Genomic DNA, 19702 nt, shown 5'->3' on the forward strand with positions numbered 1-19702 from the left:
GCCTGTGGCTCCTGACGGTCAGGACGTGGGTGGGGCGGGGCGCGGTCACTGGGCGCCCGAGGTGTGGGAGGCCAGGAGTCGGCCGCCGTCCCAGACCACGCCGACCTGCTGGTAGTAGGCGGCGATCGGCTCGTGGATCTCCAGGCGGGCCAGTTCCTCGGTGGGCGCGTCGAACAGCTCCAGTTCGGCCTCCCCCACCCAGGGTTGCCCGCCCTCGAAGGCGGCGGCGCCGGACTCGACCAACTCGTCCAGGGCCAGGCCGCCGCCCTTCTCGATGGAGGGCAGCCAGCGGTGGTGGGCCATCGGGTGGCCGTTGACGAACCCGTTCGTCGGGGAGGGTTCGCGCAGGGTGACGACGGCCTGGGCCAGGCGCCGGTCCGCGGCGGCCAGGGTGGCGCCGAACCGGGCGCCGGCCTCTATCCGCGGGGCGGGTCCGTAGGGGTGCGGGCGGGTCTGGTGGATGGAGCCGAGCTTCTTCGGGTAACCCTGGTGCAGCCCACGGGCGATGGCGAAGTCCTTGTCGACCCAGATGTAGACGCAGCGGGTGTAGGTCCGCTCGCCGTACTTGCAGCGGACGACGGCGAACGCCTCCTTGTACTGGGCAAGCACCGGGTCGAGCAGCTCCCGCCCCGAGGCGGCGCAGGACTGCCAGTCGGCCCAGATCAGCGCCACCGCGCCGGGGTCGTCGTCGGCGAGCTCCAGCGGCTGGGGCAGCAGCTCGCGCACCCGGGCGGGGTCGGTGCGGTACTCGACGGTCAGCAGGTCACCCGAGTAGCGCCACGGCGGCGGGGGGATCAGCGACGCGTCGCCCGTCGCGGTCTTGGGGTGGAAGTATCCACGCACCCTGGTCACGGTCACTTGGCTCTCCATGGGGCTAGGTGGTCGGGGACTGCTGGAGGAGGGTGGCGCGGTGTCGGGCCGCGACCGCGACGGCCGCCTGACCCCCGAGGGCGACCACACCGACCAGTCGGCCACCCTGGTGGTAGCCGACGACGTCCCGGCTGGGTTCGCCGTACAGGACCCTGGCGTCCGCTGTGCCGAGGGCCGGGGCGCCGAAGGACTGCAGGCGGAAGTCGTGCTGGTCGCTCCAGAAGGTCGGCAGGGGCGCGAAGGGCGCCAACTCGCCGCCAACGGCGGTCCCCATGTCGGTTCTGGTCGCGAGGTCCGCTCCGGCACCGTTGTTGGCTCGGACGGGCCCGGCGCCGGCTGGGGCCCCGGCTTCGGCGTCGGCGAGGTGGGCGGCGAGCACCCTGGCGGCGTGCCTGGCGGTGTCGGTGGGGATCGACCAGTGCTCGACGCGGCGGGGCACGCCGTCGTAGCGCAGGCCCGGGAAGCGGGCGATGTCGCCGACGGCGACCACATCGGGCCGCCCGCCGACCCGCAGGTGCGTGTCGGTGAGCACGCCGTCGGTCAGGTCGAGCCCGTTGCCGGCCAGCCACTCGGTGTTGGCGAGCGAACCCACCGACTCCACCACCACGTCCGCGGCCAGCGTGCTGCCGTCGTCCAGGCGTACGCCGGTGACGCGATCCCGGCCCGCGAAGCCGGTCACGTGCCTGCCGAGGGCGAAGCGTACGCCGCGCCGCTCGTGGCGGTGGCGTAGCTCCGTGGCGAGCGACTCACCCAGGGGGCCGAGCATGGGCAGCGGCAGCGGGTCGACGACCGTGACGTCGGCCGCGCCGAGCGTGCTGACGGTGGCGGCGACCTCGCAGCCGATGAACCCGGCCCCCACTACGACGACGCGCGCGCCCGGCTCGGCCAGTGCGGCGCGCAGCCGCCGCGCGTCGGCGATGGTGCGCAGGGTGTGTCGGCCGACCGACGGACCGGGGCAGGTCAGCCGGCGTGGGCGGGTGCCGGTGGCGATGACCAGAGCGCGGTAGGGCAGCACCCGGCCGTCGGCCAGGTCGACAGTGCGGCGGTCGAGGTCGGCCCGGACGGCTCGGGTGCCCAGCAGCCAGGTCGCGTCGGCCAGGCTGGCTCGCGGCCGCAGGGTGAGGGAGGCAGGAGACGCCGTGCCGGCGAGGAACGCCTTGGACAACGGCGGTCGGTTGTACGGCGGGTGGGGCTCGTCCCCGACGAGGGTGATCGGCCCTTCCCAGCCGACGGCGCGCAGTTGCTCGGCGGCGCGCAGGCCGGCCAGGGACGCGCCGACCACGACGATGGGGGCGCGCACGGCTCAGTGCTCGATCCGGATGGCCTGCAACGGGCAGACGTCGGCCGCCTCTTCCACCGCGTCGCTCAACGCGTCGTCGGGGTTCGGAAGGTGGGTCAGGCGCCCGGCGTCATCGAAGCGGAAGACCTCGGGCGCGGCGAAGACGCACTGGCCGTGGTCCTGGCACTTGTTCATGTCGACGACGACCTTCATGGCCGGTCCTCCTGTACGGGTACGTGAGGGGGCGTCGGAGGGGAGGTGAGGGGCCCGACCGGAGGGATCGGGCCCCGGCCAGCGGGACGGCGGGCACACCGTAACTCGTTTGGCTTCAAACAAGATAGGAAGCGGCCACCCCGGGGTCAATAGCTATCCGGATGGATAAATTTCTACCGCCAACCCCTTGCCGGCGGTCGGCGACCTCCCTACCGTTTGACGTCAAACAACAACGCCTCCCGCTATCGCGGTACGAGGCGCCGCCCCTGGCATTCCCTCCCCCTGGCCCCCTCCCCCTGGCCCTTCCTCTCGCGCCTCGCGGCCCTGGGAGGCGCCCCCTTCCCCAGAGGAGACACCGGTGAGCGCATCCGACACCTCACCCGTCCACCGGCGCGTGGAACAGTTGGCCGCCGCCGGCATCGACGTGGTCCGGGTGACCTATCCCGACCTCATCGGCACCGAGCGGGCCCGGGACGTCCTCCTGGACCACCTCCCCGCGGCCTGCGACCACGGCCTGGCCTTCTGCCGCGCCGTCTACCACACCAGCCCCCAGGGCGACACGGTCGATGTCGCCGGCGGCCTCGACGCCGGCCTGCCCGACATCCGCGTCACCCCGGACCTGGACACCCTGACGGCGCTGCCGTGGGAGCCAGGGGTCGCCACCTGTCTGGGCGACGTCACCGACCCGGCCACCGGGCTGCCCGCGCCGGAGTCACCCCGCGACCTGCTGCGGGCCGTCCTCGACCGGTGCGCCGAACACGGCCTCCAGCCCGTGGTGGGCCCGGAGTTGGAGTACTTCCTGTGTGACGCGGCGCCCGACCACCCGCAGGGTTGGCGCCGCTACAGCGACGCCGACGGCGTCGTCTACACGGCCGGGCTGCGCGCGGACCGGGACAACCACCTGCTGCGCACCCTGCGCCTGCTGCGCGACCTGGACATCGGCGTCAGCGGCGGCAACCACGAGTACGACGGGTCCCAGTTCGAGATCAACCTGACCCACGGCGACGCCGCGCGCGCCGCCGACCGCGCCTTCCGCTTCAAGTCCGCCATCAAGGAGCTGGCCCGCGCGGAGGGGCGCCTGGCCACCTTCATGGCCAAGCCCTTCAACGACGCCGGCGGCTCCGGCTTCCACCTCCACCTGTCCTGCGTGGACGCGCGGGGCGCGAACGTCTTCGCCGACCCCGCCGCGCCGTACGGCCTCTCGGCCACCGCGCGGCACGCGCTGGCGGGCCTCCTCGCGCACGCGCCGGCCCTCAGCGCCCTGGCCAACCCGACGGTCAACTCCTACAAGCGGATCGGACCCGACACCCTGGCACCCTGGCTGATCGACTGGGGATTGGACAACCGCAGCGCCATGGTGCGCGTTCCGCCCGAGCGCGGCGCGGCCTCCCGCCTCGAACTGCGCCTCGGTGACGCGAGCGCCAACCCGTACCTGCTGATCGCCGCCACCCTGGCCGCCGCCCTGCTCGGCATCCTGGCCCGCGAGGAGCCGCCGGCCCCGCTGGAGGGTTACGGCTACGACGCCGCGCGGGCCGAGCCGCTACCGGCGACCCTGTCCGCCGCCCTCGACGCGCTGGAGGCGGACACCGCGCTGACCGAGACGCTGGGCAAGGACTTCACCGCTTCCTACCTCGCCTACAAGCGCGACGAGGTCAACCGCTTCCAACGGCACGTGACCGACTGGGAGTTCACCGAGTACGCCTACCACCTGTGACGCCGAGGAGGCGACAGCCATGAGCCGCGTGCCATCCCCGCCAGCCACCACCGAAGCCGCGCGCGAACCGATGCCCCTGGCCGAGGTGGACCTCGCCGACCTGGACCGGTTCACCGACGGCGTCACACCCTGGCGGATGTTCCACACCCTGCGCCACCAGGACCCCGTCCACTGGCAGCCGGAGGACGCGCCGAACTCCGGCTTCTGGGCGGTGACCCGGCACGCCGACATCGCCCGCGTGGACCGCGATCCCGAGACGTTCACCTCCACCAGGTTCGTCAACCTGGAGGAGGTCGACGACGACCAGATCAGGCGGCGCGCCTCCCTGCTCGAACTCGACGGCCTGCGCCACCGGGCCCTGCGCGGACTGCTGCAGCGCCAGTTCGGCGCGCGCGTCATCAGCGGCTACGTCGACTTCCTGCGCGGCCTGACCGCCACCACCCTGGACGCGGCCCTGGCCAGGGGCACCTTCGACTTCGTCGAGGAGGTGGCAGCCGACTTCCCCATCAACGTCCTCGCCCGCCTGCTCGACGTACCGCCCGAGGACAACCAGCGGCTCATCGGCTGGGGCAACCGCATCATCGGCCACACCGACCCCGACTACGCCGACGTCCTCCTGGACAGCGCGGAGAGCGAGCGGTACCGCGACCTCCCCTTCCGCTCCCCCGCGTCGCTCGAAGTCTTCGCGTACGGCAGGGAGCTGGCCCGCCAGCGGCGTGGCGGCGCGGGCACCGACCTGGTCTCCCGGCTGGTCAACGAGGTGCCACGGGACGGGGTGCCGGTCTCCGACCGGGACTTCGACAACTACTTCCTGCTGCTGGTCGTCGCCGGCAACGAGACCACCCGGCACACCATCAGCCACTCGATGCTGGCCCTCCTCCAGCACCCCGACCAACTCGCCCGGCTGCGCGACGATCCCTCCCTCATCCCGACGGCGGTCGAGGAGTTCCTGCGCTGGGCCTCGCCCGTCTACCACTTCCGCCGCACCGCCACCCGCGACACCGAGCTGGGTGGCAAGCGGGTTAGGGCCGGGGAGAAGGTCGTCATGTGGTTCGCCTCCGGCAACCGCGACGAGGAGGTCTTCGGCGACCCGTACGCCTTCGACGTGGCCCGCCGGGACAACGACCACCTCACCTTCGGCAAGGGCGGCCCGCACCTGTGCCTGGGCAACCAGTTGGCCCGCACCGAGATCCGCATCCTGTTCGAGGAGCTGATCCCGCGCCTGGCGGACGTGCGACTGGCCGGCGAGGTCCCCCGGGTGCGCTCCAACTTCGTCAACGGCATCAAGCGCCTGCCCATCGACGTCACCCTGGCCTGATCAGCGACACGAACGACGTTCGGCCCCGCGGGCGTGCCCGCGGGGCCGACTGTGTGGGCGGGGGCGCCTCAGCGTGACGACTGGCCACCGGGCCCGGCATCGGGGCGCGCCGCTCCAGCCGAGGCCGCTCGCTCCGGGTCGCGGCGGAAGAACGTCTTGCTGGCGATCAGCCACGCGCCGTCCTGGCGCACCAGCGAGAAGTGGTTGGTGAAGTCGTGGCCCTGGTAGCCGTACTCGTCGAGCACGGCCACCGCCACGTCGCCGCTGACCTCCACCGCGCGGATGCTGTACGTGTAGTCGCGGGACCACCTGGGGGCGTCCTCGTCGGCCGCGACGACCTCGCTGAACGCCTCGATCGGCGCGGAGACGAACTGCTCGCCGAGGTAGCCCCACATGTGCGCGTCCGCGCGGAAGGCGGCCCGCACGGCCTTCGGGTCGGCGGCGCGCACCGCCGACACGTACGCCTCCACCGCGGCCCGCACGTCGTCGTGGGCTGTCCTGCGCTGACTCATCTGACTCTCCTCATGGGGGTGACGGGTTGGCGGGTTGGCGGGATCAGCCGTGGTGCATCCACACGCCCTTGGTCTCGGTGAACACGTCCAGCGCCTGCGCGCCCATCTCCCGCCCCCACCCGCTGGCCCCGAAGCCGCCCCAGGGCGCGGCGGGGTCGGGGACCGGCGGCATGTTGACGAACACGGCGCCGGCGCGGATGTCCGCCGCGAGCCGGTGGGCCGTGGACAGGTCCCTGGACCAGATCGCCGCCGCCAGCCCGTACCGGGTGTCGTTGGCCCGCGCCGCCAACTCGTCCTCGTCCTCGTAGCTGAGCACCGGCAGCACGGGGCCGAAGACCTCCTGCCGGGCGACGGTCATCTCGTCGCGTACGCCGGCGAAGACGGTGGGCCGGTAGAAGTGGCCGCTCTCCAGGTCACCGTCGGCGCGCGCCCCGCCGGTGACCAGTTCGGCCCCCTCGGCCACGCCTTCCTTGACCATGGCGTCCACCCGACGCAGGTGCTCGTCGCTCACCAGCGGACCCAGCTCGGTCTCCGGGGCCATGCCGGGCCCCAGGCGCAGGGCGGCGACGGCCGCCGCGAGCTTCTCGGTGAACTCCTCGACCCGCCGCCGGTCCACGTAGAAGCGCGCGTAGGCGGCGCAGACCTGTCCGCTGTTGAGCAGGGCGCCCTGCACGTTGCCCCGTACGGCGGCGTCGATGTCGGCGTCCCTGGCGATGATGCTGGGCGCCTTGCCACCCAGTTCCAGGGTGACCCGCTTGAGGTCGTTGGCCGAGGCCCGGACGATGCCCTGGCCCACCTCGGTGGAGCCGGTGAAGGAGACCTTGTCCACCCGCGGGTGTTCCACCAGGGCTCGGCCGGTGGCGGGGCCGCCGGTGAGCACGTTCACCACACCCGGCGGGAACCCGGCCTCGTCGCACAGCCGCGCCAGGTGCAGGCTGGTCAGCGGCGTCTGCTCGGCCGGCTTGAGGATCACGGTGTTCCCACAGGCCAGCGCCGGTGCCAGCTTCCACGCCGCGATCATGAGCGGGAAGTTCCAGGGGGTGATCAGCGCGCATACCCCGACCGGCTCGCGCCGCGTGAAGTGCGTGGTGTCCGGGAAGGAGACGGGGCTGACCGCTCCCTCGATCTTGGTGACCCAGCCCGCGTAGTAGCGGAAGTGCTCCGCGGCCCCCGCGACGCTGACCGTACGGGCCACCCCCAGCGGCTGGCCCTGGTCGCGGGTCTCCAGCTCCGCGAGCAGCGTCGCGTCACGGTCGATCAACTCGGCGACCCGCCAGAGCAGCTTGGCGCGTTCGGCGGCGGGCAGCCTGGCCCACGCGGGGTCCGCCAGCGCCTGCCGTGCGGCCCCCACCGCCGCGTCCACGTCCGCCTCGGTGGCCTCGGCGCAGGTTCCGATGACCGATCCGGTGGCGGGGTCCAGAGTGGTGAACTCCGCCCCGTCGGCGGCGGCCGTCCACTCGCCCGCTATGAAGAGCCGGCCTCGCACATCCATAAGAGATCCTTTTCTTGACCTGGGGCGCGCCCCACAGGCGCGCCCGCGGGAGGTGGATCAGTCGATGATGTTCCGCATCAGGCGGTCGACATGGGCGCGGTGTTCGGGGATCAGCTCGCCGCTGGGGAACATCAGGCAGGTGACGTTGGCCCCGATGGACATGCTGATGACCTCGCCGGCCAGCGCCGTCACGGCCGGCGCCTCGGGCGACTCGCCCCTGCCTCGTGCCTCGGCGATCCGTACGGCGAGCCGCCTGCGCCACTCCGTGAGGTGCTCGCGGTAGAGGGTGGCGAGTTCCGCGTTGGCCACCGAGTGCTCCCACAGGGAGAGCAGCACACGGGCGGAGTCGATGCGGTACGTGTCCAGCGGCAGCGTCACCTCGATGTCGTGCCGCAGCGCCTCCTTCGGGTCGAGCGAGGGATCTCCGTCGTTGATCCGCTCGTTCATCTCCGCGAGCACGCTCTGGAACGTGGCGGCCACGATGCTGTCCTTGCTGGGGAAGTAGCGCTTGAGCGCCCCGTTGGCGAATCCCGCCTCAGCGACGATGCTCCTCATGGTCGCGGCCTCGAAGCCGCCCTGGATGATGAGCTTCTTCGCGACGGCGACGATCTCTCGCCGTCGCTGATCGTGGTCGATAATCTTCGGCATAGTTGTCCCTACGGTACTGGCGATCCAGCCGCCGTACGAAGCCCGAGCCAGCTCCGCCGGCGCTCGGCCTGGCGGGCCGGATCGGCCACCGGGGAGGCCAGCAGCAGCCGCTGGGTGTAGGTGTGTCCGGGGTTGCGGGTGATCGTCTCGTTCGGCCCGCTCTCCACGCACTCCCCCTGGTACATCACCGAGACGCGGTGGCAGATGCGGCGCACCACGCCCAGGTCGTGCGAGACGAAGAGGTAGGAGACGCCGGTCTCGCGCTGGATGTCGATGAACAGGTCGATCACCGCGGCCTGGGTGGTCAGGTCGAGTGCGCTGACCGGTTCGTCGCAGACGATCAGGCGCGGCCGGCGCACCAGCGCGCGGGCGATGGCGATGCGCTGGCGCTGGCCGCCGGAGAACTCGCTGGGGTAGCGCGTCACGGTGTCGGCGGGCAGCCGGACGTGGTCGAGCATCTCGGCCACCGCGGTCCGCGCGGCGGTGCGGCTGGTGCCGGAGGCCGTGAGTGGTTCGGCGAGGATCTGTCCGACGGTCAGCGTCGGGTCCAGCGAGCCGTAGGGGTCCTGGAAGACGACCTGGAGGTCGGCGGCGAGCCTGCGCCGGGCGGCGCCCTTGGCGTGGGTGATGTCGCCGCCGGCGAACGTGATGCGACCGGAGGTGACGTCGGCCAGGCCCAGGATGGCCTTGCCGAGGGTGGACTTGCCCGATCCGCTCTCGCCGACCAGCCCGACGCACTCGCCGGGCGCGATGGTCATCGAGACACCCTTGAGCGCGCGGAAGGTGGTGCGCCCGCGTCGGTAGTCCACGACCAGGTCGGCCACGTCGAGCAGCGGGGCGTCGCTGTTGGTGTCCGTGTTCACGCGCGCACCGTCCGTCCGGCCTTGTTCCAGGCCGCGTCCAGTTCGGCGCGGCTCTCGGTGTCGTCCTGCGAGGCTTTGATCAGCTCGGCGGTGTACGGGTCGCCGGGGTGGGCGAAGATCTGCTCGACCGTGCCGGTCTCGATGACCCGGCCGTCCTTCATGACGGCGACCCGGTCGCAGATGTCGGCGACCACGCCGAAGTTGTGGGTGACGATGACGAGTGCCATTCCGTACTCCCGCTGTAGCTCGCGGAGGAGTTCGAGCACCTCGGCCTGGACCGTGACGTCGAGCGCCGTGGTGGGTTCGTCGGCGACCAGCAGGCTGGGGTTGCCCGCGACGGCTCCCGCGATCAGCACGCGCTGGGCCATGCCGCCGGAGATCTGGTGCGGGTGGCAGGCCAGTACGCGGTCGGGGTCGGTGATGCCGACCCGCAGCAGCACCTCGCGGGCCCGTTCCCGGGCCTGTGCCCTGGTCAGCTTGTGCACCGCCCGCAGGGGCTCCGTGAGTTGGTGGCCGACGGTGTAGCAGGGGTCGAGGTTGCTCATCGGCTCCTGGGGCACGTAGCCGATCCGGGTGCCGAGCAGCGCGTGTCGGCCGGCCCGTGACAGGTCGCCGACCGGCTGACCGCCGATCCACATGCCGTCGGCCACGGCCCGGCCGTCGGCCGGGAGCAGGTCGAGGGCGGAGAAGACGGTCTGTGACTTGCCCGAACCCGACTCGCCGACGATGCCGAGCACCTCTCCGGGGGCGACGTCCAGGCAGACGCCGCGTACGACCCGCTTGTCGCCGTGTGGTGTGCGGTAGCTGACCCGGAGGTTGTCGATGCGCAGCGCGCTGGCCTCGATGGGGTGCACCAGTTCGCCGGTCTTGTCGGTGGTCTCCTCGGGCGTCTGCTCGGCCGGGCGCCGGCGGCGGGGTGCCGGTTCGCCGCGTACGCTCACCAGGTCGGCGAGGGTCGAGCCCATGAAGGCGAGGGCGGCGATCGTGATGCCCAGCGCCGCCGACGGCCACAGCAGGATGAGCGGGTGGGTCAGCATGGTGCGGAACCCGTCGTTCATCATCTGGCCCCAGTTGGCCTCCGACGCGGTGCCGATGCCGAGGAACTGCAGGCCGGTCTGCATGCCCATGGCGATGCCGGCGGTCAGGGCGGACTGGATGATCACCGGCGCGTGCACGGCCCGCAGCACGTGGGCATGGAGGATCTTGACGTGGGTGAGCCCGGCGACCCGGGCGGCGTCGATGTAGGGCTCCTTGCGCACGGCCAGGGCCCTGGAGCGGGAGATGCGGTAGTAGCCGGGCGCCATGAACGCGCCGACCGTCACCATCAGCACCGTGAAGTCAGCTCCCGTGCCGGCGGCGACGATGAGCAGCACGATCATGCCGGGTACGGACTGCACGCCGTCGCTGATCCAGGAGAAGACCCGGTCGGCCAGGCCGCCGAAGTAGCCGGCCGCCACTCCGGCCGGCACCCCGAGCGCGATCCCCGTCAGGCAGGCCACGGCCGCCCCGTACAGGGTCGTGCGTGCCCCGAACAGCAGTCGGCTGAGGATGTCCCGGCCGGCCGAGTCGCCGCCCATCCAGTGGCTGGAGTCGGGCGGTGCCTGGGTGAGGGCGAAGTCGACGAAGTTGGGGTCGTGCGGGGCCAGCAGCGGGGCCAGCAGTCCGGCGAGGACGACCAGGAGGAAGACCGCCAGCGCGGCGACCCCGACGGGGCGGCGCAGGTAGCGCGACCACAGTCCCCGCCCGGCCGGGGTGGGCGCGGTCCCCTCGGTGGGGGTTACGGCATCGATCATTTCTCGCGCACCTTCGGGTTGACCCACCCGAGCACGAGGTCGAGTAGGAAGTTGACGACGACGACGAACACGACCGTCACGACGGTCAGCCCGAGCAGGACCGGTATGTCACCGATCTGGGAGGCCGACTGGGTGAGGCTGCCGATGCCCGGCAGGTTGAAGATGATCTCGACGACGATGGCGCCGCCGAGCAGTCCCACGAACATCACCGCGAGCACGGTGAGCGCCGCGGGCGAGGCGTTGCGCAGTACGTGCACGGTCACGCGCCGGGCGGAGAGGCCGCGGGCCCGCAGCGTGCGGACGAAGTCCTGGTTGTTGACCTCCTGGAAGCCGTTGCGGAGCTGTTCGGCGATCATCACGATCGCGCCGAGCGCCAGGGCGATCGAGGGCAGGGTGATGGAGCGCAGCCACTGGGTGCCGGAGTGGGACAGTGGCACGTAGCCGACGGCGGGGAACCACTGGAGCTTGATCGCGAAGGCCATGACGAGCATGAGGCTCACCCAGAAGCCGGGGAGGGCGAACAGGACCACCGAGGCGAGCTTGAGGACGCGGGCGAGGACGCCGCCGGGGTTGAGCCCGGTGGCCACACCCACGACGAGCCCGACGACGGCCGCGAGCAGGGTGGCGGCGACCACGATCGACAGGGTGACGGGCACGCGCAGTTCGATCTGGTCCGAGACGGGTTGGAAGTTGCGCCACGAGGTCCCGAAGTCGCCGCGCACCGCGTGCGAGAGCCAGTCCCAGAACTGTGTCATGAGCGGGCGGTCCAGGCCGAGTTGCTCGCGCAGCGCCGCCCGCTGGGCGGGGGTGGCGCTGTCGCCGAGCAGGCCGGGGGTGGGATCGCCGATGGCCAGGTGGGCCAGGAAGAAGGAGGCGGACGTGACGACCACCAGGAGGACGGCCCCTGACAGCAGGCGCCGAAGCGTGAATCTGATCATGTGAAGACCCCTCTGGGGGCGGCGTCGCCCGCGCGCCGGGCGTCCGCCGCCGGAACGGGAACTAGCCGCGCTGGAGGAACCGCAGGGTCGGGAACATCATCCCGGTGATGGGGGTCACCGTGATGCCCTTCTTGCTGAAGTAGGTGTTGTCCGCCTGGTACCAGACGTCCTGCCATGCCTGGTCGGTGACTTCCGCGTTGAGCCGGCGGATCGCCGCGAGCTGCTCCTTGCCGGTGGTGTCGCCGATCTCGCCGAGCAGCCCGTGGAGCCTCGGGAACGCCTCGGTCGAGGGGTTGGGGTTGAACCACTGCTGGGAGGCGATCCGGCCGTCGACCGAGGCCGCGGCGTTGGAGTCCAGGGCCACGACCGCGACGAACATCGGGTAGGTGGCGGCGTTCTTCTGGTAGTCGGCGGGTGACAGGTTCTTCCAGGTCACCTTGATGCCGATCTGGCCGAGGATCTGCTGGACGGCGGGCTGCCAGGGTTGGAAGATCGACGACATCGGCATGGTGACGCGGAAGCCGTCGGCGTAGCCCGCCTCGGCCATGAGTTGTTTGGCCTTGTCCAGGTCGAAGGCGTACCGGTCGTTGAGCGAGGCGTCGTAGGCCGGGTCGCCGGCGGGGAAGACCTGGTTGGTGGCCACCCCCGCGCCCTGGCCCACTGACTTGAGGATGGCCGCGCCGTCGAAGGCGTGGTTGATGGCGCGCCGCACCCGCACGTCACCCAGCGGCTTGAGCTGTTTGCCCGTGCGGTCGGTGAACTGGATGCCCACCCAGGTGGCGACCTTGGAGGCGATGTTCCAGCCGTTGCGCTTGGCGTGCGGGGTGTCCGCGGCGTTGGCGTAGGCGACGTCCAGTTGTCCCGAGAGCATGGCGTTGAAGCTGGCGGTCGGGTCGGCGATGGGCAGGACGCGCACGGACTCGAACGGGTAGGTGCGGCGGTCCCAGTGTCGCGGCTTGCGGGTGAAGGTGTACTGCGATCCGGGGGTCGAGTCGCCCTGGTCGTAGGTGTACGGGCCCGATCCGACGGGCCGGGCGACGAGCGACTTGGCCTTGATCGCGGCCGGGGACGCCATCCAACTGCGTCCCAGGCCCATGTTGTACAGCAGGGCGTCGTCCTTCTTCTTCAGGCGAAGGGCGATGGTGTCCGCGTTGACCTGGCGTACGGCGGCGACGTTGGCGTAGGTCTGACCGGAGCGGACGCCGGCCTTGAGGTGGTTGAGGTTGGCCACCGCGGCCGCGGCGTCGAAGGGTTGGCCGTCGGAGAAGGTGACTTCGGAGCGTAGCCGCATGGTGAGCGTCAGGCGGTCCGGGGAGTACGTCCAGGAGGTGGCGAGCGCCGGGATGGGCTGGGACTTCTCGTCCAGGGCGACCAGCGGGTCGTAGACGGCTGACAGGTAGGGACCGTCGAAGCCGATGTCGGCCTGTGCCGGGTCCCAGGAGGTGACGTCGAGGAGGGTGCCGATCCTGATCTTCTCGACGGGTCCGTCGCCGGAGCTGGCTCCGGCGTTCGTACAGGCGGCCAGCGCGAGGGCGACGACCGCGACAAGTGTGGCTCTCCAGATCCTCTGCATGGAATCTTCTCTCGAGTAAGAGGGGCGCTGATGCCAGATCGAGCCGGGAGAGGAAACCGCGGGTCCTCTTGGCCGTCGCAACGCTCGGCCCAAAGACGGGGGCGGGTGCGTGAAGGAGTTCCCCTGCCCGCCATCTCACGTGTCGTGGCCGTTAGTCTACGGTCGTCGGCAAAAAAGGCAATGGCCCCGCCACAGCCAATTTGGCAGGGGCGGGGCCGCTGTTCGGCCAGGTGCCGAGGACGGTGGAAAGGGGCCGGTCAGACGGCCTCGGCGACGATGACGCGGGGGCTTCCGGGCAGGGCCAGCACCTCGCGCTGACGCCAGCCGGCCGCCGTGAGCCAGGCCGTGACCTCGGACTCCGGGTAGACGACCGTACCGTCGATGACCAGGTACTCCCCCGCGTGCAGCGCGTCGATCGGGCGCTGGCGGTCGTCGTCGTCCAGCAGGAAGTCGAGCAGCAGCAGGGTGGCACCGGTGCGAGCGGCGGCCCGGGCGTTGGCCAGGATGGCGCGGTTCTGCTCGGCGGTGAAGCGGTGGATCACGTGGTTGACCATGACCAGGTCGTGCTCCCCGCCCGGGTCGGCCTCGGCGGTGGCTGCGGGATCGATTCGGGCCCGGTCGGTCAGGCCGGCCGTCGCCAGCGCCTCGGCGATGGCCTGCGACGACTGCGGGTCGAAGACGAAGCGCGCCGAAAGCTCCGGGTTGGCCTGGAGGGCGCCGATGGCGAAGGCCGGGGAGAGCCCGCCGAGGTCGAGCAGGTCGCGGTAGGGGCCGAAGTCGAAGGACCTGGCGAGCATGGCGGCGTGCAGCGCGTTGTAGCGCATCACGCCCGCCATGAACGACTTCCAACGGTCCTCGTCCATCGCCAACTCGCCGGGCTTGGTCGTATCGACGGTGGTGTCGAACTGGAGCCAGTGGCCGTAGCTGATCTCGTTCAGGAAGGCGAGGAAGGGGTGGAGGTCGAGGTCACCCTCGCCGGTCAGATGGGCGGCGGCGTCCGGCGCCAGGGCGTAGCGGCCCGCCCGGCGCTCAAGCAGTCCGAGACCGTTCATGGCGTCGGCGAGTATCCGCGCCATGCGCTCGCTGACACCGGTCGCCGAGGCCAGTTCGGCCACGTCGCGCTCGCCCTCGGCCAGGGCCCGGAAGAGTCCGACGCGCGCGGCGGCGAAGAGCTGCTTGGCGCCCATGTAGCCGGTGGCGATCTCCACGATGCGGTCGGGCGAGGCGGGCGTGCTGGGTGTGGTCATGGTGTCCTCCTGAGGGGTTGTCGTACGACTGTTGAACGGGTGCGCGCCCGCCCGGGGGCGGTGCCGCGCCTCACCAGGTGCCGTCCGCGGCCACGTCGCGATCGACCCACAGGTCGGCCACCGCCGCGCGCAGGGTCGCCGATCCCACCCGGTCGAGCAGGGCGATCGCGCTGAGGTTGTCCTCCCACTGCGCCCGCCGGCTCACGCCGACCAGCACGTTCGCGGTGCCGGGGTTGGCCAGGCAGAAGGCGATACCCAACTGGGCGGGCGTGGCGCCCAACTCCTCGGCGGCGCGGCGCACTTGGTCGTACGAGGCGGCGATGCGCTCACGGATGCCGCCGACGTCGGCGCCGATCTTGCGGTTCGGGCGGAGGTTGCCGACCAGCAGGCCGCCCTCGAAGACGTCGGACGCCTGGAGGGCCAGCTCCCCGGAGTCGAACAGGGGCGCGTAGTAGCGGCCCTCGGCCATGGACCTGCGTGCCAGGCCGTACTTGAGCTGCGCGAACGAGGGCGGTACGAGGTTCCGCTCGCGGGCGATGTCGAGCGCTGCGCGCAGGTCCGCGTACCGCCAGTTGTTCACACCCCAGGTGGCGAACCGGCCGGCGTCGATCTGCTCGGCGACGTCGGTGACGACGCGCTCGACGTCCAGGTCGCCGAGGTAGTCACCCACGACCACCATGTCGGCCCGCTCGACACCCACCCGCTCCAGGGACGTCTCCATCTGCTGGGTGAACCCGGTGTCGGGGTAGTCCCAGAGCCAGAGCTTGCCGCAGAACTGCCAGTCGGAGCGGGCGAGTCCGGCCTCGCGCACGGCGCGGCCGAAGATCAGGTCGGTGCGCGCGTTCTCCGCGTGCGGTCCCATGTTGTAGTGCGCGACGTCGAAGAAGGCGCAGTCGAGCTCCGCGGCCCGGGCGATCAGCGACACCGCGTCATCGAATTCCATTCGGTCCCAGGTGTTCCAGGACCCCAGTGCCAGCACCGGTACGTCGGGACCACCAGGCCCCAACCGACGGCGGGGCACGGACTGCGTAGTGCTCAAAGCTCCTCCCGGAAGCCTCGGCTTTTCGTCTACGCTTGTATACTATACGGCCACGCCGCGGCACAGGGGTCTCGGCGTGAGGGGAGTGAAGATGAGTCGCACACGTACCGTCCTCGTCACCGGCGGAGCCGGGGGAATCGGTCGAGCGGTGGCCGCGGCGTTCGCCGCCGCGGGCGACACCGTGGCGATCGTCGACCGGGACGCCGAGCGCGTCACGCGGACGGCCCGGGCCCTGAACGTGCGCGGCGGGGTCCTCGACATCACCGACGAGGCGTCCATCGAGCGCGAACTCGACGCCCTCCAGGCCGAGTTGGGCCCCGTCGAGGTGCTGGTGAACAACGCCGGCCTGCTCACCGTGCACGGCACGCTGATGGAGCTGCCCGGCAGCGATCTGGACACCATCCTGCGCACCAACGTGGTGGGCACCTTCCTGATGACCCAGCACGTCGCGCGCCGCATGGTCGCGGCCCAGGTCGCCGGCACGATCGTGAACATCTCCTCGATCGGCGGCAGGCAACCCACGCCGGGCATGGGCGGCTACGAGAGCAGCAAGGCGGCCGTGGACGCGGTCACCCGCTGGGCCGCGATCGAACTCGCCGAGCACGGCATACGCGTCAACGCCGTCGCGCCCGGCCCCGTCCTCACCGAGATGCTGGCCGCCGGCATGCCCGAGGGCTCACCGCAACGACAGGCGTGGCAGGAACGCATCCCGCTGCGCAGGCTGGCCGCCGTGGACGACGTCGCCGCGGCGACCGTCTTCCTCGCCAGCGGCGCGGCGGCACACATCACCGGTACCAGCCTGCCGGTGGACGGCGGGCAACTGCTGACCTAGCCACGTGGGCGCGTCGTCCCCGTACGGAAGGGCGGCGCGCCCGGCAGGCCCACGTCACCCCAGGATCGGGCCAGGAGACCGGCACATGCCGGGGCCGTCGGCCCCGGCCGGGCGTCCGCCGAGGTAACTCAGCCTGCGAGTCGGCCTGTTGGGAACCCCTTCCGGGCTTCCGGCTCCAGGGCACCGGGCCCCGGCCCCACGCCGCCCCCGTCACTCGGGCCCGCTCGGGCACGTTCCGCTCCCACTCGGACACGGAACCTCCCGCTCCAGGCTCGTCGCACTCTTTCCACCTGCACACGTGGGGCGCCAAAACCGCATCGCTCGGGCCGCCAGAGAGCGGCAACGGGCGCGCCCCAGGGAGATTTGACGGATAAGTCGGAGTTGGCACGTCGATAGTCCGAACCAGTGTGCCAAGCTTGTGCACGTACCTCGGAAACGGAATTGGTGGCTGAAGTCCGGAAACATACGGCTATGGCCAGCCACAGCACACGGACGCCCGAGAGCCCTTGGCGGGCATCCGAAACGGTCACGGTGCGGCCGGTCATCGACGCACCACCCGCTCCACGCTGGACACCCACGCCGACGGGCACGAGAGGCACCCGACTTCGCCGCACGGATTCCACGCGCGGAACAACATGTGGATTCGCCATGTGACTTCGACACACGAGATCGGCGCGCGTGTTCGGCGTGTGGGTCAACCGTACGGAAAGCGACGCACAGAACCTGGCGCGCGATATCCGATGCGCGACAACTCGACGAGAGAAAGGCATGACGTCATGAAGAAGTCCCTTGTCGCCGGCGCCGTGGCGGCGACCTGTATGGCCGCTACCACCGTCCTCGCCGGAGCCACCCAGGCCAGCGCCAACCCCAACGACTGCCCCGGCGGTTACGTGTGCGTGTGGGGTGACAGTAACTACGAAGGGCGCTTCCTGTTCGTACCCGGCACCTCCCGGTCGAACGTGGGCGACCACATGAACGACCTGACCACCGCCCTGTGGAACCGCACTGGTTCGCGGGTGTGCTTCTACGACCACTCCAACTACGGCGGCTCCGTGTTAGCCATCGTGAGCCCCGGGGAGTCACGGCCCAACATCGGCCCGACGGCCAACGACCGAATCTCCTCGTGGCGGGCCTGCTGACCCTCGCGCTCACAGCGCCGACCGCGTCGACGCCGGCTCCGGCAGTCTGAACGGCCTGCCACGGGCTCGCCTCCCGTGACGTGCCTGGACGCGGTGCGCGGTGTGCGCCGCGCCCACGCACGTGGGGCGCGCCATGGAGGGTGTGACGGCGGGGGTTTGGGCGAGTCACCCGGGCGACTGACCGGAGGGGTCCCGGCCGCACGTACTGGGCCGGGGCCCTGCTCCGCGTACGGCTGAGCCTCCTGGCCCGCGGCCACCCCGGCCCGGTGGCCCGTGGTGGGCGGGGTCAGGTGCGCAGGAACTCAAGGACCGCCATCACCCGGCGGTGGGTCTCAGCGGCCGGTGGCAGGTCCAGCTTCATCAGGATGTTGCCGACGTGCTTGCCCACCGCGGCCTCCGAGACCACCAGCGCGCGGCAGATCGCCGCGTTGGAGCGTCCCTCGGCCATCAGCGCCAACACCTCGCGCTCGCGCGGGGTCAGCCGCTCCAGCGGGTCGCGGCGGCGGCGCAGCAACTGGCGTACCACCTCCGGGTCGACCACCGTGCCGCCGGCCGCCACGGCGTCGACCGCCGCGACGAAGTCGTCGACCTGGCCGATCCGGTCCTTGAGCAGGTAGCCGACGCCCGAGCCGTCCCCGGAGTCCAGCATGTCCGCGGCGTAGGAGCGCTGCACGTACTGGCTGAGGACCAGCACCGGTAGGCCGGGGCGCTCCTCGCGCAGCGCGACGGCGGCCCGCAGCCCCTCGTCCGTCTGACCCGGTGGCATCCGTACGTCGGTGATGACGATGTCCGGCGCGTGTGCGGCGACGGCGGCGTGCAGGGCCTCGGCGTCCCCCACCGCGGCCACCACCTGGTGGCCGAAGCGGGCGAGCAGGCCGATCAGCCCCTCGCGCAGCAGCACGCTGTCCTCGGCCAGGACTATGCGCAGCGGTTCGGTCTTGGTGGGGTCGGGCTCAGCGGGGTGCAAGGGATCTCCACGCGCAACAGGGTCGGGCCGCCGGGTGGGCTGTTCAGCGTCAGGGCGCCGTCCACCACCGAGACCCGGTCGGCCAGCCCGGTCAGGCCGGTGCCGCCCGCCGGATCGGCGCCGCCGCCCCCGTCGTCCCACACGTCGATGGTCAACAGCCCGTCAGCGTAGCGTCCCTCGATCCGGGCGGACTCGGCGCCACTGTGCCGGGCGATGTTGGCCAGCGCCTCACAGACGGCGAAGTAGCCTGCCGACTCGACCGCGGGCGCGAACCGTCCCGGCAGGTCGAGGCGGACCTCGACGGGTACGGGTGAGCGGTCGGCGGCGTCCGCGCAGGCGTCGGGCAGGCCGCGGTCGGTCAGCACCTGGGGGTGGATGCCGTTGATCAACTCGCGCAGCTCGGCGAGGGCCGCCCCCGCCTCGCGCTGCGCCGCGGCCAGTTGGGTGGCGAGCGCGCTGCCGGCCGGGGCGTCCAGGCGGGCCAGCCCGAGCGCCATCGACAGGGCCACCAGGCGCTGCTGGGCGCCGTCGTGCAGGTCGCGCTCGATCCGGCGCCGCTCGGCCTCGAAGGCGTCCACGAGGCGGGCCCGGGAGCTGACCAGTTCACCGATCCGTACCTCCTGGCCGGTCGGTGACAGCAGCAGCCTGGCCAGCGCGGCGCGGCCGGCCGCCACCGCGGTCAGCGGATACGCGCACAGCGCCGCCGCCGCGAGGCCCGCGACGCCCAGCGCGCCGGCCACGGCCGGCGAGTGGACCACCCACACCTTGAGGACGTTGACCTGCTCGCCGTCGGCCAGCAGCAGCGGCAGCGCGCCCAGCAGGTAGGCCGGCACCACCAGCGCGCCACCCACCACGATCAGGTCCACCGGCCACAGCAGGAAGGCGGCCAGCACGGTGAAGCCCAGCTCCCGCCAAGTCGCCTGTTCCCGGTAGCGCAGCCGCAGCCAGGCGGGCAGGCCGGGGCGGGCCGGGACCTGGTGCGGGTTGGCCACCCGCGCGCCGTCGAGCAGCCGCAGCAACCCGCGCTCCCAGGGCGCGTACGCCACCCCCACCAGCCCCAACGCCGCCAGCAGTGGCAACCCCACGAGCACCACGGCCAGCGCTCCGAAGACCACCACGGCCACCAGCAACCCCGCGCACAGCAGGGCCCCCGTCACCCCGCTCACCAGCAGGTAGCCGGCCGCCCGCCACGGCAGCGCCGAACACGCGAACCCCGGACGCAGCATCGCGCGCCACACGCCGCCCCCCCCCATCCGCCCAGCCCT

The 19702-nt window shown here is 71.8% G+C and carries 18 protein-coding genes; 4 read left to right on the forward strand and 14 right to left on the reverse strand.

What is annotated here, in order from left to right:
- Positions 1–45 precede the first annotated feature (45 nt).
- Genes OYE22_RS00315 through OYE22_RS00325 form a run of 3 tightly spaced genes read right to left on the reverse strand, consistent with a single transcriptional unit; the run spans position 46 to position 2362 of the window.
- On the reverse strand, positions 46–852 hold the full coding sequence (locus OYE22_RS00315; protein ID WP_277323925.1) for an acetoacetate decarboxylase family protein: 807 nt from the start codon (positions 850–852) through the stop codon (positions 46–48).
- 22 nt (positions 853–874) lie between these two features.
- Complete coding sequence (locus OYE22_RS00320; protein ID WP_277318466.1) at positions 875–2170, reverse strand: FAD-dependent oxidoreductase; 1296 nt, start codon at positions 2168–2170, stop codon at positions 875–877.
- Between the two features lie 3 nt (positions 2171–2173).
- Positions 2174–2362, reverse strand: coding sequence for a ferredoxin (locus tag OYE22_RS00325; RefSeq protein ID WP_277318467.1), 189 nt, complete (start codon positions 2360–2362; stop codon positions 2174–2176).
- 358 nt (positions 2363–2720) lie between these two features.
- On the opposite strand from OYE22_RS00325, the gene OYE22_RS00330 reads away from it, so the two are divergent.
- Positions 2721–4076, forward strand: coding sequence for a glutamine synthetase family protein (locus OYE22_RS00330; protein ID WP_277318468.1), 1356 nt, complete (start codon positions 2721–2723; stop codon positions 4074–4076).
- 19 nt (positions 4077–4095) lie between these two features.
- Complete coding sequence (locus tag OYE22_RS00335; RefSeq protein ID WP_277318469.1) at positions 4096–5394, forward strand: cytochrome P450; 1299 nt, start codon at positions 4096–4098, stop codon at positions 5392–5394.
- A gap of 68 nt (positions 5395–5462) precedes the next feature.
- Here the strand turns inward: OYE22_RS00335 and OYE22_RS00340 are convergent, their stop codons facing one another.
- From OYE22_RS00340 to OYE22_RS00380, 9 genes are all read right to left on the reverse strand, one after another.
- Entirely contained in the window at positions 5463–5906 is a 444-nt protein-coding gene (locus tag OYE22_RS00340) for a nuclear transport factor 2 family protein (protein WP_277318470.1), read from the reverse strand.
- Positions 5907–5949: 43 nt separating this feature from the next.
- Positions 5950–7398, reverse strand: coding sequence for an aldehyde dehydrogenase family protein (locus tag OYE22_RS00345; RefSeq protein WP_277318471.1), 1449 nt, complete (start codon positions 7396–7398; stop codon positions 5950–5952).
- Between the two features lie 57 nt (positions 7399–7455).
- The gene (locus OYE22_RS00350; protein ID WP_277318472.1) at positions 7456–8046 is read right to left on the reverse strand and encodes a TetR/AcrR family transcriptional regulator; all 591 of its coding nucleotides are present in this window, start codon (positions 8044–8046) and stop codon (positions 7456–7458) included.
- A gap of 8 nt (positions 8047–8054) precedes the next feature.
- Positions 8055–8909 carry an ATP-binding cassette domain-containing protein gene (locus OYE22_RS00355; RefSeq protein ID WP_277318473.1) on the reverse strand — a complete coding sequence of 285 codons (855 nt, stop codon included), beginning with the start codon at positions 8907–8909 and terminating at the stop codon, positions 8055–8057.
- On the reverse strand, positions 8906–10702 hold the full coding sequence (locus tag OYE22_RS00360; RefSeq protein ID WP_277318474.1) for a dipeptide/oligopeptide/nickel ABC transporter permease/ATP-binding protein: 1797 nt from the start codon (positions 10700–10702) through the stop codon (positions 8906–8908). The genes OYE22_RS00355 and OYE22_RS00360 overlap by 4 nt, the downstream gene beginning before the upstream one ends.
- On the reverse strand, positions 10699–11640 hold the full coding sequence (locus OYE22_RS00365) for an ABC transporter permease (RefSeq protein WP_176165722.1): 942 nt from the start codon (positions 11638–11640) through the stop codon (positions 10699–10701). Before OYE22_RS00365 ends, OYE22_RS00360 begins: the two co-directional genes overlap by 4 nt.
- Before the next feature lie 61 nt (positions 11641–11701).
- The gene (locus OYE22_RS00370; RefSeq protein WP_277318475.1) at positions 11702–13213 is read right to left on the reverse strand and encodes an ABC transporter substrate-binding protein; all 1512 of its coding nucleotides are present in this window, start codon (positions 13211–13213) and stop codon (positions 11702–11704) included.
- Between the two features lie 257 nt (positions 13214–13470).
- The gene (locus OYE22_RS00375; RefSeq protein ID WP_277318476.1) at positions 13471–14460 is read right to left on the reverse strand and encodes a methyltransferase; all 990 of its coding nucleotides are present in this window, start codon (positions 14458–14460) and stop codon (positions 13471–13473) included.
- A gap of 70 nt (positions 14461–14530) precedes the next feature.
- Positions 14531–15499 carry an aldo/keto reductase gene (locus tag OYE22_RS00380; RefSeq protein ID WP_277318477.1) on the reverse strand — a complete coding sequence of 323 codons (969 nt, stop codon included), beginning with the start codon at positions 15497–15499 and terminating at the stop codon, positions 14531–14533.
- Positions 15500–15590: 91 nt separating this feature from the next.
- On the opposite strand from OYE22_RS00380, the gene OYE22_RS00385 reads away from it, so the two are divergent.
- Both OYE22_RS00385 and OYE22_RS00390 read left to right on the forward strand, forming a co-directional pair.
- On the forward strand, positions 15591–16331 hold the full coding sequence (locus tag OYE22_RS00385; protein WP_277318478.1) for an SDR family NAD(P)-dependent oxidoreductase: 741 nt from the start codon (positions 15591–15593) through the stop codon (positions 16329–16331).
- 776 nt (positions 16332–17107) lie between these two features.
- Positions 17108–17470 carry a peptidase inhibitor family I36 protein gene (locus OYE22_RS00390; protein ID WP_277318479.1) on the forward strand — a complete coding sequence of 121 codons (363 nt, stop codon included), beginning with the start codon at positions 17108–17110 and terminating at the stop codon, positions 17468–17470.
- Between the two features lie 286 nt (positions 17471–17756).
- Here the strand turns inward: OYE22_RS00390 and OYE22_RS00395 are convergent, their stop codons facing one another.
- Both OYE22_RS00395 and OYE22_RS00400 read right to left on the reverse strand, forming a co-directional pair.
- Entirely contained in the window at positions 17757–18437 is a 681-nt protein-coding gene (locus OYE22_RS00395) for a response regulator transcription factor (RefSeq protein ID WP_277318480.1), read from the reverse strand.
- Complete coding sequence (locus OYE22_RS00400) at positions 18389–19663, reverse strand: sensor histidine kinase (RefSeq protein WP_277318481.1); 1275 nt, start codon at positions 19661–19663, stop codon at positions 18389–18391. Before OYE22_RS00400 ends, OYE22_RS00395 begins: the two co-directional genes overlap by 49 nt.
- Between the last annotated feature and the right edge of the window lie 39 nt (positions 19664–19702).

Source organism: Streptomyces sp. 71268, from assembly GCF_029392895.1.
Lineage (GTDB): Bacteria > Actinomycetota > Actinomycetes > Streptomycetales > Streptomycetaceae > Streptomyces.